This is a genomic window from Roseibium sp. RKSG952, assembly GCF_009711355.1.
In genome coordinates, this window is the sequence record NZ_SMMF01000840.1 from 1 (window position 1) to 15,534 (window position 15,534).

The 15,534-nt window shown below is 57.2% G+C and carries 17 protein-coding genes; 9 read left to right on the forward strand and 8 right to left on the reverse strand.

Translation table 11 applies throughout. The features are described 5' to 3' along the window. Window positions 1-341: 341 nt before the first annotated feature. Window positions 342-875 (reverse strand): hypothetical protein, encoded by a 534-nt coding sequence (locus tag E1297_RS09655; protein WP_209015728.1) that lies wholly within the window; start codon window positions 873-875, stop codon window positions 342-344. A 284-nt stretch (window positions 876-1,159) separates the two neighbouring features. Between E1297_RS09655 and E1297_RS09660 the strand changes: the two genes are divergently transcribed. Next, complete coding sequence (locus tag E1297_RS09660) at window positions 1,160-1,738, forward strand: thymidine kinase (protein ID WP_155137246.1); 579 nt, start codon at window positions 1,160-1,162, stop codon at window positions 1,736-1,738. Here the strand turns inward: E1297_RS09660 and E1297_RS09665 are convergent. The 5 genes from E1297_RS09665 to E1297_RS09685 form a co-directional block, all read right to left on the reverse strand. Next, window positions 1,735-2,685: a D-glycerate dehydrogenase gene (locus E1297_RS09665; RefSeq protein ID WP_155137249.1), complete on the reverse strand. Its 951-nt coding sequence runs from the start codon at window positions 2,683-2,685 to the stop codon at window positions 1,735-1,737. The genes E1297_RS09660 and E1297_RS09665 overlap by 4 nt on opposite strands. Continuing rightward, a complete protein-coding gene (locus E1297_RS09670; RefSeq protein ID WP_368669505.1) occupies window positions 2,685-3,023 on the reverse strand; it encodes a tRNA-binding protein in 339 nt (112 codons plus the stop codon). The genes E1297_RS09665 and E1297_RS09670 overlap by 1 nt, the downstream gene beginning before the upstream one ends. Continuing rightward, window positions 3,016-3,831, reverse strand: coding sequence for a pyrroline-5-carboxylate reductase (proC, locus tag E1297_RS09675; RefSeq protein ID WP_155137252.1), 816 nt, complete (start codon window positions 3,829-3,831; stop codon window positions 3,016-3,018). The genes E1297_RS09670 and proC overlap by 8 nt, the downstream gene beginning before the upstream one ends. A gap of 39 nt (window positions 3,832-3,870) precedes the next feature. Further along, window positions 3,871-4,371, reverse strand: coding sequence for a YbjN domain-containing protein (locus E1297_RS09680; protein ID WP_155137255.1), 501 nt, complete (start codon window positions 4,369-4,371; stop codon window positions 3,871-3,873). Window positions 4,372-4,695: 324 nt separating this feature from the next. Next, a complete protein-coding gene (locus tag E1297_RS09685; RefSeq protein ID WP_155137258.1) occupies window positions 4,696-4,944 on the reverse strand; it encodes an accessory factor UbiK family protein in 249 nt (82 codons plus the stop codon). 97 nt (window positions 4,945-5,041) lie between these two features. Between E1297_RS09685 and lgt the strand changes: the two genes are divergently transcribed. The 4 genes from lgt to E1297_RS09705 all read left to right on the forward strand — a co-directional run bounded on the left by lgt (window position 5,042) and on the right by E1297_RS09705 (window position 9,264). Beyond that, window positions 5,042-5,929, forward strand: coding sequence for a prolipoprotein diacylglyceryl transferase (gene lgt / locus E1297_RS09690; RefSeq protein ID WP_155137261.1), 888 nt, complete (start codon window positions 5,042-5,044; stop codon window positions 5,927-5,929). Further along, window positions 5,926-6,993 carry a class I SAM-dependent methyltransferase gene (locus tag E1297_RS09695; RefSeq protein WP_155137264.1) on the forward strand — a complete coding sequence of 356 codons (1,068 nt, stop codon included), beginning with the start codon at window positions 5,926-5,928 and terminating at the stop codon, window positions 6,991-6,993. Before lgt ends, E1297_RS09695 begins: the two co-directional genes overlap by 4 nt. Continuing rightward, window positions 6,990-7,748: a peptidoglycan editing factor PgeF gene (pgeF, locus tag E1297_RS09700; RefSeq protein WP_155137267.1), complete on the forward strand. Its 759-nt coding sequence runs from the start codon at window positions 6,990-6,992 to the stop codon at window positions 7,746-7,748. Before E1297_RS09695 ends, pgeF begins: the two co-directional genes overlap by 4 nt. Window positions 7,749-8,481: 733 nt before the next feature. Then, window positions 8,482-9,264, forward strand: coding sequence for a Hint domain-containing protein (locus tag E1297_RS09705; RefSeq protein ID WP_155137270.1), 783 nt, complete (start codon window positions 8,482-8,484; stop codon window positions 9,262-9,264). A gap of 118 nt (window positions 9,265-9,382) precedes the next feature. On the opposite strand, the gene E1297_RS09710 is transcribed toward E1297_RS09705, so the two are convergent. Beyond that, window positions 9,383-9,883: an Lrp/AsnC family transcriptional regulator gene (locus tag E1297_RS09710; RefSeq protein WP_155137273.1), complete on the reverse strand. Its 501-nt coding sequence runs from the start codon at window positions 9,881-9,883 to the stop codon at window positions 9,383-9,385. Window positions 9,884-10,110: 227 nt separating this feature from the next. Between E1297_RS09710 and trxB the strand changes: the two genes are divergently transcribed. The 4 genes from trxB to E1297_RS09730 all read left to right on the forward strand — a co-directional run bounded on the left by trxB (window position 10,111) and on the right by E1297_RS09730 (window position 15,181). Further along, a complete protein-coding gene (gene trxB / locus E1297_RS09715) occupies window positions 10,111-11,052 on the forward strand; it encodes a thioredoxin-disulfide reductase (RefSeq protein ID WP_155137276.1) in 942 nt (313 codons plus the stop codon). A gap of 4 nt (window positions 11,053-11,056) precedes the next feature. Beyond that, window positions 11,057-11,527, forward strand: a complete 471-nt coding sequence (locus E1297_RS09720; RefSeq protein WP_209015730.1) for an RES family NAD+ phosphorylase — start codon at window positions 11,057-11,059, stop codon at window positions 11,525-11,527. A 51-nt stretch (window positions 11,528-11,578) separates the two neighbouring features. Beyond that, window positions 11,579-13,270 (forward strand): adenylate/guanylate cyclase domain-containing protein, encoded by a 1,692-nt coding sequence (locus E1297_RS09725; RefSeq protein ID WP_155137282.1) that lies wholly within the window; start codon window positions 11,579-11,581, stop codon window positions 13,268-13,270. 195 nt (window positions 13,271-13,465) lie between these two features. Beyond that, window positions 13,466-15,181 (forward strand): bifunctional sulfate adenylyltransferase/adenylylsulfate kinase, encoded by a 1,716-nt coding sequence (locus tag E1297_RS09730; protein ID WP_155137285.1) that lies wholly within the window; start codon window positions 13,466-13,468, stop codon window positions 15,179-15,181. Window positions 15,182-15,303: 122 nt separating this feature from the next. Here E1297_RS09730 and E1297_RS09735 read toward each other — a convergent pair. Continuing rightward, the coding region (locus E1297_RS09735) for a PhzF family phenazine biosynthesis protein (protein WP_196223259.1) at window positions 15,304-15,534 on the reverse strand (231 nt) is incomplete at its 5' end.

The following is a 15,534-nucleotide window of genomic DNA, read 5'->3' on the forward strand; positions in this document are numbered from 1 at the left end:
CCACGGCGGAGGCAAAGGCGGTCACGGCGGTGGAAAAGGTGGCGACGGCAAAGGTGGTCATGGTGGCGGCAAAGGCAATCGTTGATCACAATCGCCACGATTGGGGGCACCAGATGTGCCCCCACTGCCCAATTCGGCAATGACGAACCGGAAACAAGTAATCGATAGCTTTTCTGGGCAAGCCCTGCCTGCAGCATGGCCGTTGATCAGGCACCCGATCGATCGAGCACGAGAATTTCAACGTGGTCTGCCGCTGTTTTTGCCCCTGTACCAAAATGGTCAGGGAACCCACATGAGGTGTACGCGGATTCAGCCATACCCATTTGGGCAAGGCTGAATCGTCAGCTAACGCTTTCTTCTTCGAGATGCAGCTTCATCTCGATCAGGACCTGCTGCAACATGCTGGTTTCCTTCAGCAAGCGCTTGGCCTCGTTTACCGTGATGATACCGTCCTCAATCGCGGCCTGGTACTCGGTCATCAGCATCGCGAACCTCTGACTGAGAGCGATGACATCAGAATTCACACCGCCTGTACGCGGTGCTTCCGTGTTTCTCCCGTCATATGACAGCGTGATGTTCTTGAGATCAGCCAGCGCCGAAGTCACATGCGGATAGGTCGCTACCGCCTCGAGCCGGGCAACGGCATCAACTGGCATAAACCTGTCGGCATGTTCGGCATTGTCGGAATAGTATCTGCCTAGCGTTGCTTTGGATTTTCCGGTGATCTCGCACGCGGCTTCGATTCCGACATCCTTAACCAATGCTTCGGTATGTTTTTTCAGATAGGCCCCGATATCTGCCATGTTCGTACCTTTGTTACCTGCGATGCCCTTTCCATCTGCTCTTGCGGGGGAAAGGGCGGGAAAATTTCCCATACTCGATTCATAATTGAAATGTCATACATTGGCTATCCCTCAGATAAACGAGGGCTTTTGTGAGTGAGTGGCGGCAGTTCATGCCGGTAACGAGTGATTGCAAGGCAGTATTTAAGCCTTGCGCTGTTTTGGCCATATGTTGGCCGACGGCGCCGCTGTTGTGGAAGCGGGGGTATCCATCCCCAAGAGCATCAGCTCGGCCTCTGCGACCGCGACGGCGGCGTCGCTTGGACCAGTTACATTGATCACTTGCCCGATTGGTTTCAGCAATTTAGACCCGCGCCATGGCAAAGCTTTACTTTAACTACTCGACCATGAATGCGGGCAAGTCGACCGTGTTGTTGCAGGCCTCGCATAACTACCGCGAGCGCGGCATGGATACTTACCTGATGACCGCCGCGATCGATGGGCGTGCAGGAGCCGGTCGGATCGCATCCCGCATCGGAATCTCGGCCGAGGCAGATACGTTCCTGCCCGAAGATGACGTGTTTTCCATGATCGATTCCCGGCTGAAGCAGGGGCCCGTGGCTTGTGTCTTTATCGACGAGGCCCAGTTTCTGTCAGAAGAACAGGTCTGGCAACTGGCACGGGCCGTCGATGATCTGAAAGTGCCCGTACTGGCCTATGGGCTGCGCGTCGATTTTCAGGGCAAGCTATTCCCCGGCTCTGCCGCGCTGCTTGCGCTGGCCGACGAGATGCGCGAGGTCCGAACCATCTGCAAATGCGGTCGTAAGGCAACCATGGTGATTCGCCAGGACGAGAACGGCAATGCCATCACCGAAGGGGCTCAGGTGCAGATCGGCGGGAACGAGACCTATGTCTCGCTCTGCCGCAAACACTGGCGTGAGGCGGTCGGGATTTAGACCGGATTGGGCAGCGGCCGCCTGGCGACAAAGGCCGCAACGTTATCCAACGCCATATGGCCCATATCGGTGCGCACCTCTTCGGTCGCTGTGCCCAGATGAGGCAGCAGCGTGACGTTCTCCATCTCGCGCAACACCTGTGGGACAGCGGGTTCGAATTCATAGACATCAAGTCCCGCCCCCGCGATCTCACGCGCCTGCAGTGCGGCGATCAGGGCAGATTCGTCCACAACTTCGCCCCGGGCAATGTTGATCAGAATGCCCGAAGGTTTCATCGCCTCAAGCACGGGCGCGTTGATCAGATGCCGCGTTTCGGCACCGCCGGGAACAGCTAGAACAAGGAAATCGACCGAAGCAGCAAGTTCAAGCAGATCGGGCATGTAGTCTGCTTTGAAGTCGAGCTCTTTCCGACTGCGCGCCAAGTAGGCGACCCGCATTTCGAAACCGAAATGGCAGCGCCGGGCAATGGCCTGCCCAATCCGGCCCATGCCGACGATTCCGACCCGTTTGCCGGTCACGTGATGACCCAGCATCTGCGTCGGGTGCCAGCCCTGCCATTCGCCAGAGCGAACCAACCGTTCCCCCTCGCCCGCGCGCCGCGCAGTGGACAACAACAGAGTCATGGCGATGTCGGCTGTGGCGTCGGTCACTGCTCCGGGCGTGTTGGTTACTTGCAGGCCGGCCTTATGTGCGGCATCGACATCAATGTGATTGTAGCCAACACCGAAATTGGCGAGCAGTTTGCAGCGCGGTGACGGAACCTCGGCAAATACTTGAGATGAAAACTGATCACCCAGAGTTGGGACCACGATGTCGAACTCGGACAAAGCGCGCAGCATTTCGTCATGGTTCAAAGGCGTTGTTGATTCGCGAATTTCCACATCGAAGTCCGCTCGTGCACGAGCTTCGACCGCAGGCGTCATCGGCCGGGTGATCCAGAGCTTCATCAGTGCATCCTTCCGCCTACAGGAACCTTGCCATCAGGTCCGATCAGAACGATTTCACCCTTCTCATCCGGCAGGCCCAGTACCAGAACCTCGGACATGAACTTGCCGATCTGGCGCGGTGGGAAGTTCACCACGGCCATCACCTGCTTGCCCACCAATGTGGAGGGGTCGTAATGCGCGGTGATCTGCGCGGATGTCTTGCGCTCACCAATGTCGCCACCGAAATCGATCCACATCTTGATCGCAGGCTTACGGGCCTCGGGATAGGGCTCGGCGCGGGTAACCTCGCCCACACGGATGTCGACCTTGAGAAAGTCGTCAAAGGAAATCTCACTCACGCGACAGCTCCTTGGATCGGTTTGTTGCGGCTTTGACAGCGCGATGCAGCAGATCGGGAAAGCCTTTTTCCTCATGCATCAGCACTTCGAGCGCAGCCTGAGTCGTCCCATTTGGCGAAGTTACATTGACCCGCAACTGAGACGGGTCCTCTTCTGCAGCCATGGCCAGCGCCCCCGCCCCGGCGACGGTGGATTTTGCCAGCTTCATCGCCAGCTCATGTGGCAGGCCGTGCGCCTCACCCGCCTTGGCCAGAGATTCGATGAGGTGGAATACATAGGCCGGACCGGATCCGCTGAGACCCGTTACGGCATCCATCTGCGCTTCATCTGAAAGACGAACAGTTTCGCCGATGGCCGAAAGCAGGTTTTCCGCAAGCGTCAGGTCATAATCGGAGGCACTCTCGTTGCCAATCAGCGCCGTGATCCCCTGACGAATCGCAGCAGGTGTGTTGGGCATCGCCCGGACAATTGGCGTATCCTCCCCCAGAACGCTTTCAAATGTCGCCAGTGAGGTTCCCGCAGCGATAGATACGAACAGGCTGCCACCACCGCCCAGCGCCTGAATGGCCGGCAGCGCTTCGCCCATCATCTGCGGTTTGACCGCAACGAGGACGACAGCGGGGGCTTCGGGCAGTGGCGTGTTGATATTGACGCCCTGCTCTTTCAGCCAATCGGAAGGGAATGGGTCAATCACCCAGACGGATGCGGCGGGCAGACCGTGATCCAGCCAACCCGCCAACATTGCGGACCCCATCTTACCGCATCCCAGAAGCACAAGCCCCTGCTCGGCGACACGTGACATGTCCATGATTGCCCCTCCCCTAAAAGCGTGGTTCGGGGCAAAGCTTTACGCGCGGCCGTAGGCCTCTGCAATGGCGACTTGCATCGCTTCTTCGGGCGTGCGGTTGCCCCAGGTCACCAGCTGGATCGCGGGGTAATACCGCTCGGCGCTCAGCACCGCTGCGCTGATCATGGTATCGATCTGTTCAGGGCTGGCCATCTGACCACCCGCCAGAACCAACCCGTACCGATAAACCATCAGCTTCTGGTTGGCCCAATAGGTAAATGCGCCTGCCCAGCATTGGTCATTCATCTTGTTGAGCAACTCATACAGCTCGTTCTCACGCCCGGCCGGAGGCTCCATCTCGAAGGAGCAAACCATGCGGAGTGTTTCGTCATAGTGGGACCAGGCGAGCGTGATCGAGTAAGTGCGCCACTGTCCTTCGACGGCCATGGCGATCTGATCGTCGCCGATGCGGTCAAAATCCCAGTCGTGATGTTCGGCCAGATGTTCAACAATATCGATTGGATGAAGGTCTTCTTCGAGAAACTGCTCGGAAAGGGCCATAATGCCACCTCACTACTCTCTAGCATTTCGGGGCTGGCAGCGCCCCAGCGCTAGTTGCCTGCTCTACAAGCCGGGCTTCCCCCGTAGGCCTGTACTAAATATGGTGCGACGCGAGCCGGGTTCTGGCAACCCTATTTATTGGGGATAACAGCAATAAGTTGTGGACAGCTGACAACGGCAATCAAAATATTGGCACAAATTGCAGCTTTGTCTTGATTAAATTCTGCGATACGTCAAACTACACCGCACCGCACAACCCGACATTGGATTGCGCGGCGGTTAGTTTTGTCCCGAAAATCTGGATTCTGGTGAGGCGCGCTGGGGTTATTTGTCCAGCTTTGCCTCGAGCGCAGCAATACGCTCTTCGAGCTTGGCATTTTCTTCACGCGCTTTCTGCGCCATGGCGCGCACGGCGTCGAATTCTTCACGCGTGACGAAATCACGATCGGCAAGCCACCGGTCGATCATGGACTTCATCGCGTTTTCGGCTTCTTCCCGCGCACCCTGTGCCACGCCCATGGCGTTGGTCATCAGTTGGGAAACGTCATCAAGAATCTTGTTGCGGGTTTGCATGGCTTTACTCCGATATCGCGATTGGTCTCTATATGGGTAAAGAATGGCCCGGGCTCAAGGTTGACTTGCCCCTCTAACCCCGGGCAATGAGACGCACATGCAGGCTGTTCTGAATTTCCCCGATCTGTCGCCCGAACTCTTCTCGATCTCAGTATTCGGGATGGAGTTCGCCCTGAGGTGGTACGCGCTGGCTTATATCGCAGGCATCCTGATTGCCTGGCGCATGGCAGTGATGGCTTTACGGCGCCCGGCTTTGTGGCGGGACGACACGCCTCCGATGAAACCCGAACAGGTCGAGGATCTGATCACATGGATCATTCTGGGCGTGATTCTGGGTGGCCGGTTGGGTTTTGTGCTGTTTTATCAGCCCGGCTATTATCTGTCGCACCCGGCAGAGATCGTGAAAGTCTGGCAGGGCGGCATGGCCTTTCACGGAGGTCTGCTGGGCGTTGTGATCGCCTCATACCTGTATGCGCGACGCCATAAGATACCGCTTCTGTCCCTGGGTGACCTGGTGGCTTACACGGTGCCTCCGGGCCTGCTGCTGGGCCGACTCTCGAATTTCGTGAATGCCGAATTATGGGGGCGACCCAGCGAACTGCCATGGGCGGTGATCTTTCCCGGTATGGCTGCGCAGGACTGCCCCGGCGTCGTGGCCGGAATGTGTGCAAGGCATCCGTCGCAGCTGTATGAGGCGGCGCTGGAAGGTATGTTACTGGGCGCCGCGTTGATCTGGCTGGCGTATCGCCGCGGGGCGTTTCACAAGCCCGGCCTGATCATGGGGCTGTTCCTTGCCGGGTATGGTGTCTCGCGTTTTATCGTCGAATTCTTCCGCCAGCCTGATGCGCAGTTTGTGTCACCGGGCAACCCGCTGGGACTGGCATGGCATGTTAGCGGATATGGCCTGACAATGGGTCAGTTGCTATCCCTGCCCATGATCGCACTTGGCCTGTGGTTCGTGCTACGCGCCCGGCGGGCTGCATGACACTGCTGGACCACCTGATCGCGCGCATCCGGCAGGATGGCCCGATGAGTGTGTCCGACTATATGGCAGAATGCCTGTTGCACCCCGAATTGGGCTCCTACAGCACACGTGATCCGCTGGGCGCCAAAGGGGATTTCATCACAGCCCCGGAAATCAGCCAGATGTTTGGAGAGTTGATCGGATTGTGTCTGGCACAAAGCTGGATCGATCAGGGTCAGCCATCCCCCTTTTCGCTGGCCGAACTGGGACCCGGGCGCGGCACCCTAATGGCTGACATCATGCGCGCGACGCGAAACGTCGCGGGTTTTCATGAGGCAGCTCAGGTGCTGCTGCTGGAAGCATCTCCAGCGCTAAGAGATGTGCAGGCCAGGACGTTGAACGGGTTTGAGCTGCGCTGGATCGACACCATCTCTGACCTACCTGAACAGCCCTTGTTTCTTGTGGCCAACGAGTTCTTTGATGCCCTGCCCGTACGCCAGTTCATTCGTGACGGTGAGGGCTGGCGCGAAAGGTTGATCGGCGAAGATAGCGGAGCGCTGGCATTCGGACTTGGGCCAGATGCCGCACAAGCCGCTCTGCAGGACAGACTGACGGACACAAAGGATGGTGATCTGGTCGAACTCTGTGCCGCGGCGATTCCCGTTTTGACCTGCATCGCCGAGCGCATTTCCAACAAAGGTGGAGCCGCTTTGATCGTGGATTATGGCGACTGGCGCTCGCTGGGCGATACGTTGCAGGCCCTGCAGGCCCACGAACGCTGCGACCCCTTGGGCGACCCGGGTCAGGCTGATCTGACGGCCCATGTGGACTTTGAACCGCTGGCTCTGGCAGCCCGTGCCACAGGCTGCGCGCATTCCCGTCTGACACCACAGGGTGTGTTTCTTGAACGGCTGGGCATCACCGCGCGGGCGCAGGCTTTGGCAAAGTCCCTGAGCGGTTCGGAGCTGGAAGAGCTGATCGCCGCACATCGCCGGTTGACGCACCCTGCGGAAATGGGAAACCTGTTCAAAGTGCTGGGCCTTTTTCCGGCACATTCGGCGCCACCACCGGGACTGGAATCATGACACTGGAAATTCTCACCTCGGACATGCTGTCACCCGTCAGGCATGGTTTCTTCAGCCGTCGCGGCGGCGCGTCATCAGGTATCTTTGCTGGTTTGAACTGCGGCTATGGTTCATCCGACCAAACCGAGGCCGTTGCGCTGAACCGAAAGCGAGTGGCAGATGCCATGGAAGTTGAGCCCGAGGCTCTGATTGGAGTGCATCAGGTGCATTCTCCAACAGTTGTGACTGTCGACGGCCCTATCAGTGGTGACAAACCAAAGGCTGATGCAGTTGTGACCGCAACGCCCGGACTGGCCCTGACGATCCTGACAGCTGATTGCCAACCGGTCCTGTTTGCAGATCCTGATGCGAATGTGATTGGCGCCGCCCATGCAGGTTGGCGCGGAGCTTTGGATGGTGTTCTCGAAGCCACTCTGGATGCGATGGAAGCCCTGGGGGCACGCCGCGAAAACACACGTGCCGTGATAGGCCCGTCGATCTCGCAACGCGCCTATGAGGTCGGGCCTGAATTTATGGACGATTTCATGGCCGAATCTCAGGAAAACGCCCGTTTCTTTGCAAATGGGCAGGATGACCGGCTGCAATTTGACCTGCCGGCCTTTGGTCTGCACCGGCTCAGACAGGCCGGTGTCGGGCAAGCCGAATGGACAAGGCACTGCACATATTCAGACCCGGAAAGATTTTATTCTTACCGCCGTGCGACGCACGCAAGTGAAGCCGATTATGGCCGCCTGATTTCCGCCATAAGATTGTAGAATTTGCGCCAAATAAGGCGGGACCGCCCCTTTTTTGCCACATTTGTTGTGTTTATCAGACTCAGAATCGTATGAAATTTTTGCCAGTGCTCAGATGGTTATCTGATTTTCGGACATTTGAATTCTGGCATCCGAAGTAAAGAGGTGCTGCCAACCTTCATTTCCGTCCTGAATTCTTCCCGGAACAGCCTTATCGCTGCCGTAAATCGGCGTCACGGTTGGTCCAGATGGGAAAAAGGGGCCTGAGACCCCAACAGAGCAGGATCAGTGAAATGAAGACTAAATCTCGCTTTCTCAGCGCCGTTGTCGCGGCCATCAGGGAACAGGAATTGGAGATGCCCTGGAAGCGAGTTTCAAGTCACTCTGTCAGAGTTGCCCGCCGCCTAGCGGCGAAACGCTGACAAAGGACCCCCAAGAGGACCAAGCTGCCGGTCCCGATGGGTAAGACACATCAGACGTTGTTCCGGTCTGGTGTGATCAATGCCACAGAAGTTTGCTTGTGGCAGTGTTACGGAGCATGTGTGCGCAGGCAATTTAGGCTTGCGGGTTACGAGTTTGTCTGGGGGGTCAATGTGTTGACCAATGGAATGCGAAATTCATTCGCTGTGCACCGCCACATCGGCGGTCGCCCGGGGGTTACCCATTTATTTCAAGACAAAGAACTGAAGTCGTCAGGCGAGTTAGCACGGGGGGTGTCGCCGCCTGATCGAAATTTAGAGGGGTCGGAATACATATGACTATTCCAAATACGCTGGCGCGCGCCGCCAGAAATGCTGTTGAGACGTCGGCATTATTGCGGGAAGCCCCGCGACCGGGAACAAAACAGAAGGCGCAGCTGCGACGCTATGAAGTCAGCACGTTGTTAAAAAACGGGGATGTTTCACAAACGCGCCACATCGCACCTGCCCTGCCAGTCTTTGAAGACGCGTTCTGCGCCTTTACACGCGGATCGCTGGTCGAAACTGAACAAGGGCCTATGGCGATCGAAGATTTGCTGCCTGGCGATACGGTTCTGACACAGGACGGCACCTCTGAGACTGTGTTGTGGAAGGGATCTGTCACTCTGATCCCGGGACGTGAGGATTCACGCGGCCGCACTCGGCCACTAACTCGATTCATGGCAGATACATTTGGCATGCAAAAACCGATGTCAGGTGTGATTGCAGGTCCGGCAGCGCGGCTACTGGGAACACCATCGCATCTGCGTCATTTGAATGGCGGCGAACCGATGCTGACGCCTGTAGGCGAGTTTCAGGACGGGATGGGTGTTATCGAAACGCAGCCGCCAACGCCGGTCGAGCTGTTTCACATCTGTCTGAAGCGGCATTCGGTGATCCGGGTTGATGGCCTTCAATTCGAGACCTATCACCCCGGCGTAAACGCCATCAGGATGATGAGCCATTCGCTGCGCTCAATCTACATGAACCTGTTTGCACATGTTGAATCGCTGCACGATTTTGGCCCATTATTGATGCCACGTGCCGGAGATGGAGAGATTGACGCTATATCAGCGTGAGTAAGTTAACGATTACTGCAGTGTGGGGGCATTATGCAGATATTACTTGGTTGGGCCATTTCATTGGCCGTTGTAGCGATCCTGCCTGCGTGCAGGGCACCACTTAAACGCGTCGTGTTTACGCCGTCCGGTTCATTCGTTCTTCTAACACATCGAACGGAACCCCGGGCTCATCTTTTGCACCGCGGATAACAAGCGAAGTCTTGACGCTGGCCACGTTTGGCGTGGTCAGCAATTCGCCTGTCAGAAACTGCTGAAAGCTGCTGAGGTCAGGCGCCACGCATTTCAGGATAAAATCAACCTCGCCGTTCAGCATGTGACATTCACGGACCAGCGGCCATTCACGGCATCTTTCTTCGAAGGCGCTCAGTTCCGTTTCGGCCTGACTCTCAAGACCGACCATCGCGAAAACCTGAACCTCAAAACCCAGTTCGCGGGAGTTTACTTCGGCGTGGTAGCCGCGGATGTAGCCGGATTCTTCCAGGGTACGAACGCGTCTGAGGCACGGAGGAGCCGAGATACCAACACGTTTCGCGAGCTCAACATTGGTCATGCGACCGTCTGCCTGCAACTCCGCCAGAATCTTGCGGTCAATCTCATCCAGCCGTGTCGTGACCATGAAATGCTCCTGAATTTTTCGGTTCTTATATCAGCACCCCGACGATGCGCAATATTGTTTCGCATTTGCGCAATATTCTTTGTTTTCAATATGGTCGTTTTTGTCGTGGTATTCCGGTAGCGCATGACAGATGCGTGAGCGGAAGGGGCTTTAAGCAGCGCGCCCCGGTCGTTATATCCAAGCGCGGCGGACTAAGGGTCCGCAGAGGCAGATCGAGTGGGGGTACCATGGCCGAAACGAAACACACCAAGGTTCTGATTATCGGATCAGGGCCAGCCGGATACACCGCGGGCGTCTATGCCAGCCGTGCGATGTTGGAACCTATCCTTGTACAGGGTATCGAGCCCGGTGGACAGCTGACGACAACAACGGATGTCGAAAACTATCCCGGTTTCACCGAGGTTCAGGGCCCCGACCTGATGATCAAGATGCAGGAACACGCCACGGCCATGGGGTGTGAGGTCATCGGCGACATCATCAGCGATCTGGATGTTAGCCAACGCCCGTTCACTGCAAAGGGTGACAACGGAACCACCTATACTGCAGACGCCGTGATCCTTGCGACAGGCGCCCGCGCCAAGTGGCTGGGCCTGCCTTCCGAGGACAAGTTCAAAGGCTTTGGCGTTTCAGCTTGTGCAACCTGCGATGGTTTTTTCTATCGCGGGCAAGAGATCGTAGTGATCGGTGGCGGCAACACCGCCGTTGAAGAGGCTTTGTTCCTGACGAATTTCGCCAGCAAGGTCACGCTGATCCATCGCCGTGACGAGTTGCGGGCCGAGAAAATCCTGCAGGATCGCCTGTTCAAGAACGAAAAGATCGAGCCGCTGTGGTTCCACGAACTGGACGAAGTGATCGGCACTGATGCTCCGCTGGGCGTCGAAGGGGTCCGCGTGAAAAATGTCAAAACAGGCGAAATCACTGAGATTCCCTGTAAGGGCGTCTTTGTTGCCATCGGCCATGCGCCTGCGAATGAGCTGGTCAAGGATACGCTCGAGACACATATGGGCGGTTATGTCGTGACCAAACCGGGTTCGACCGAAACCTCGGTTCCGGGTGTTTTTGCAGCCGGTGACCTGACCGACCATATCTACCGTCAGGCGGTGACATCAGCTGGCATGGGGTGCATGGCCGCCCTGGATGCCGAGCGATTCCTGGCAGAGCAGGAATAAGCGCGTGATTGAATTCTCCGGCCCGGTCTGGAGAATTCTGTTCCAGTCTCAGGCAGGGTCCCCGCTCGACCCTGCCCGAGCACCAGAAGGCCGGTTTCACCATCATGGTCAATCCGCGCTCTATGCGTCGCTTAGTGAAGAAGGGGCAGGAATTGCAATCCGGCGCTACGTCTCGGCGGGTGATCCGGCACGGGTTATCCAGCGATGTCAGGTCACCGCATCGCTGCATGATTTGCGCGGCCGATCTGAAGTATCCTTGGTCTGGCAAGACATAACCGCCGCTGACCTCCCCTCGCCGACATGGGCCTACTCCGACAAGGCGCGCGCAATAGGCGCACAAGGGATGCTGTATAGCTCACGATCCCGCCCCGACCTGAGTCATCTGGTGCTGTTCGACATAACACCGACAACCATCCGAACAGTGGGCCAGCCACACCCCTGGCACCCTGACGCTTACCTCTCTCTTGACCCATGACCGCTGCCAAAGCAGACTTGATGCAAACATGGCAGTAAGCGGGTGGGATCATTGAAGAGTGCTCTTTGGCAGGGCAGCTGGGCAACCCGCATCCGGATCGCAAGCGGTCTGGCCCTTTTCGTCTTTGCCTTTTTTCATTTTATAAACATCGGCCTGGGCCTGTTTCATACCGATTATCTGCATGGAATGCAGGATGGTCGTGTCGCGGTGACGCGGCATCTTATCGTCAGCCTGATCTTGTACACCGCGCTTCTGTCCCATGCCGGGCTGGCATTGGCCTCGGTTGCCCAGCGCCGCACCCTGCGCATGCCCTTCAGCACCGGCCTGCAGATTGTTTTGGGGTTGCTGATCCCACTGCAGCTCATCTCTCACATCATCCAGACCCGTTATGCCAATCTGGCTTATGACGTGAATGACGAGATGGGTTACATCATCATTCTGATGTGGCCCAATTCCGCCATCTGGATGCAGAGCATTCTGTTGCTGCTGGTCTGGATCCATGGCTGCATTGGCCTGCACATGTGGCTGCGCATTACAAGTTGGTGGGGAAAGCTGGCCCCCTATCTTATTGGCATTGCTGTGTTTGTTCCAAGTTTCGCTTTGACTGGCGTACTAACAGAAGGTCGGCGCATCTGGATGGACTTTGCCGACGAAGATCTGCGCGAGCAGTATATCGAGCACTATAACTGGCCCACGCCGGAACAGTTTCAAACGATGTTCAGCATCAAGGACAACGCCCTGATGGCGTTCTGGTTCTCGCTGGGTGTGACTGCACTGGTTTACATCGGGCGCAAGCTTTGGCGGCGCAGACATTCGGTTCGCATCCGGTATGTGCATGGCCCCGACATCGTGGCCGAAAAGGGTATGACTCTGCTGGAGATGTCTCAGGCCAACGGGATTCCGCATACAGCACTATGTGGTGGCAAGGGCCGCTGCACCACTTGCCGTGTCTTTGTCGAAGACGGTGCTGACAGCCTTCCCCCGCCCAGCGAGGTCGAAGCGCGAAGCCTGTCAGCCGTAGATGCCCCCGAAGGCACGCGTCTGGCCTGCCAGATACGCCCAACTGAACCTATTACGGTGTTCCGAGTGTTCCGCCCCGATGGCGGGCGCAATCGCGCACATGCCAGTCAGGGGCAGGAACGGCAACTGGCGGTTCTGTTCCTGGACATGCGGGGTTTCACGGCCCGAACAACGGGTCAGCTGCCCTATGACATCGTTTTTCTGCTGAATCGTTTCTTTGACGCAATTGTTCCGGCGATCACCGCAGACGGCGGCGTGGTTGACAAATACATGGGTGACGGCCTGCTTGCCGTATTCGAAACGTCAGATACTGAAAGCTCGGCCAAGGCGGGTTTGAAGGCAGCAATGGATGTCGGACGTGCACTGCAACGGTTCAATCAGCAACTGGAGGCCGAGGGCAGCCCCGAAATCCGTATCGGCATGGGATTGCATCTGGGCGATCTGGTTCTGGGGGAAATCGGCGCGGCCGGTCATGCATCGCGCACCATTATCGGCGACGCAGTCAACGTCGCCAGCCGTCTTGAAGCGGAAACCAAAGGGTTGGGTGCAGAGCTACTGGTGTCAGCCGAAGTTTTGCGCGCGGCCGGCATCGATTGTGATCGGCTGGATCTCAGCCTGTTCCAGCTGCGTGGCGTCGCTGATCCGGTTCCCGCGCTGCCCGTCACACGGGCCACAGAACTGGAAGGGAGTGTTGCCACACCGGAACAGACCATCTTGGCATGACGAAATTGTCCGCATTCGGGGGGAAAATGATCGCCCTGAGACCATGAGACTGGAAAATCCTTCCAATCCTAAGAAAAACCGCGCATATCCTCCTTTGTTTCATGAACGCATATGGACTTTGAATAACCACCGGGGCAAATGCCCCAAAACACCCAAGATTCACTGGCAAAGACGCACCACGACAAGAGTATTCCCATGACGATGTTAAGTAATTTGGCCCCGATCCCCGAACTGTATGTGTCTTACGACTCGGCCCAGAAGCTGAAGGTCGAGGCCGCCGATCTGACCAGCTGGGATTTGAGCCCACGTCAGATCTGCGATCTGGAACTGCTGATGAATGGCGGGTTCAACCCGTTGAAAGGTTTCCTGAGCGAAGCGGATTACGACAACGTTGTCGAAAACATGCGCCTGGCCGACGGGACGCTTTGGCCGATGCCCATCACGCTGGATGTGAACGAAGATTTTGCGGATCAGATTGAGCTGGGTCAGGACATTGCCCTGCGTGATCAGGAAGGTGTCATTCTTGGCACCATGACGGTGACTGACCGTTGGACACCCGACAAATCGCGCGAAGCCGAGAAGGTCTTTGGCGCAGACGATCAGGCGCATCCGGCGGTGAACTATCTGCACAACGTCGCGGGCAAGGTTTATCTGGGTGGCCCGGTCACCGGTATTCAGCAACCCGTTCACTATGACTTCAAAGCGCGCCGTGACACACCAAACGAACTGCGCGCGTATTTCCGCAAGGTGGGCTGGCGCCGCATCGTTGCTTTCCAAACCCGCAACCCGCTGCACCGTGCGCATCAGGAGCTGACCTTCCGCGCTGCGAAAGAAGCGCAGGCCAACCTGTTGATCCACCCGGTCGTCGGCATGACCAAGCCGGGCGATGTAGATCACTTTACCCGCGTGCGTTGCTACGAGGCGGTGCTGGACAAGTATCCGGCCTCAACCACCTCGATGTCGCTGCTGAATCTGGCCATGCGTATGGCAGGCCCGCGCGAGGCCGTCTGGCATGGCTTGATCCGTGCCAACCACGGTTGCACGCACTTCATCGTAGGCCGCGATCACGCTGGCCCGGGTAAGAACTCGGCCGGAGAGGATTTCTATGGCCCCTACGATGCGCAGGATCTGTTCCGCAAATACCAGGATGAAATCGGCGTCGAGATGGTCGATTTCAAACACATGGTCTATGTGCAGGAACGCGCGCAGTACGAACCGAACGACGAGATTCTGGACAAGGACAACGTCACGATCCTGAACATTTCGGGCACAGAACTGCGTCGCCGTCTGGCCGAAGGTCTGGAGATACCGGACTGGTTCAGCTTTCCCGAGGTTGTCGCTGAACTGCGCAAGACACGGCCGCCGCGCAGCCAGCAGGGCTTTACCGTGTTCTTCACCGGCTTTTCGGGTTCGGGCAAATCGACAATCGCAAACGCGCTTATGGTCAAGCTGATGGAAATGGGCGGACGCCCGGTCACACTGCTGGATGGTGACATTGTCCGTAAAAACCTGTCATCCGAGCTGGGCTTTTCGAAAGAGCACCGTGACCTGAACATCCGCCGCATCGGTTATGTGGCCAGCGAGATTACCAAGAACGGTGGCATCGCCATCTGCGCCCCGATCGCACCCTATGCAACCACACGTCGCGCCGTTCGCGAAGACATCGAAGCTTTCGGTGCCTTCTGTGAGGTCCATGTTGCCACCAGCATCGAGGAATGCGAACGCCGCGACCGCAAAGGTCTGTACAAACTGGCGCGAGAGGGCAAGATCAAGGAGTTCACCGGAATCTCAGACCCTTACGACGTACCCGAGAGCCCGGAGTTGCGTGTCGAAACTGAGAATGTCGAAGTCGACAACTGCGCCCATCAGGTTCTTTTGAAGCTGGAAAGCATGGGTCTGATCGCAGGATAACGCCCTGTAAAATCATCAAGAATGCCTCCAGATTCTGGGGGCATTTTTTGTTGCAAAACGGCGAGTTCGTACCACAGAGACTAGCTCTGGCGATTGTCTCAGCCTACCGGCGTAAACAGGTGCTAAACCATTTGCGGCAGATCGACTTGCCCGCGCATCAGGACATGGCCCTTTCCGGCAACCTTGATGCCGGTCATGGCCTCACTCGGACCTACACGCGTGACCGTAGCCTGCCCGGGGCGCCCCATGTCGTGGCCCTGTTCCGCTGTAAAGCTGTCCTTTTGCATCAGGCCATATTTCCACAGATAGGCAGCCATCGCGCCAGTCGCTGATCCGGTGAACGGGTCTTCGGG

Excerpts from the sequence above, each read along its gene's own strand:
- trxB (WP_155137276.1), top strand. The coding sequence starts at position 10,111 with ATGGCCGAAACGAAACACACCAAGGTTCTGATTATCGGATCAGGGCCA.
- E1297_RS09695 (WP_155137264.1), top strand. The coding sequence starts at position 5,926 with ATGACACTGCTGGACCACCTGATCGCGCGCATCCGGCAGGATGGCCCG.
- lgt (WP_155137261.1), top strand. The coding sequence starts at position 5,042 with ATGCAGGCTGTTCTGAATTTCCCCGATCTGTCGCCCGAACTCTTCTCG.
- E1297_RS09685 (WP_155137258.1), bottom strand. The coding sequence starts at position 4,944 with ATGCAAACCCGCAACAAGATTCTTGATGACGTTTCCCAACTGATGACC.
- E1297_RS09710 (WP_155137273.1), bottom strand. The coding sequence starts at position 9,883 with ATGGTCACGACACGGCTGGATGAGATTGACCGCAAGATTCTGGCGGAG.
- pgeF (WP_155137267.1), top strand. The coding sequence starts at position 6,990 with ATGACACTGGAAATTCTCACCTCGGACATGCTGTCACCCGTCAGGCAT.
- E1297_RS09660 (WP_155137246.1), top strand. The coding sequence starts at position 1,160 with ATGGCAAAGCTTTACTTTAACTACTCGACCATGAATGCGGGCAAGTCG.
- E1297_RS09705 (WP_155137270.1), top strand. The coding sequence starts at position 8,482 with ATGACTATTCCAAATACGCTGGCGCGCGCCGCCAGAAATGCTGTTGAG.
- E1297_RS09730 (WP_155137285.1), top strand. The coding sequence starts at position 13,466 with ATGACGATGTTAAGTAATTTGGCCCCGATCCCCGAACTGTATGTGTCT.
- E1297_RS09680 (WP_155137255.1), bottom strand. The coding sequence starts at position 4,371 with ATGGCCCTTTCCGAGCAGTTTCTCGAAGAAGACCTTCATCCAATCGAT.
- proC (WP_155137252.1), bottom strand. The coding sequence starts at position 3,831 with ATGGACATGTCACGTGTCGCCGAGCAGGGGCTTGTGCTTCTGGGATGC.
- E1297_RS09665 (WP_155137249.1), bottom strand. The coding sequence starts at position 2,685 with ATGAAGCTCTGGATCACCCGGCCGATGACGCCTGCGGTCGAAGCTCGT.
- E1297_RS09655 (WP_209015728.1), bottom strand. The coding sequence starts at position 875 with ATGGGAAATTTTCCCGCCCTTTCCCCCGCAAGAGCAGATGGAAAGGGC.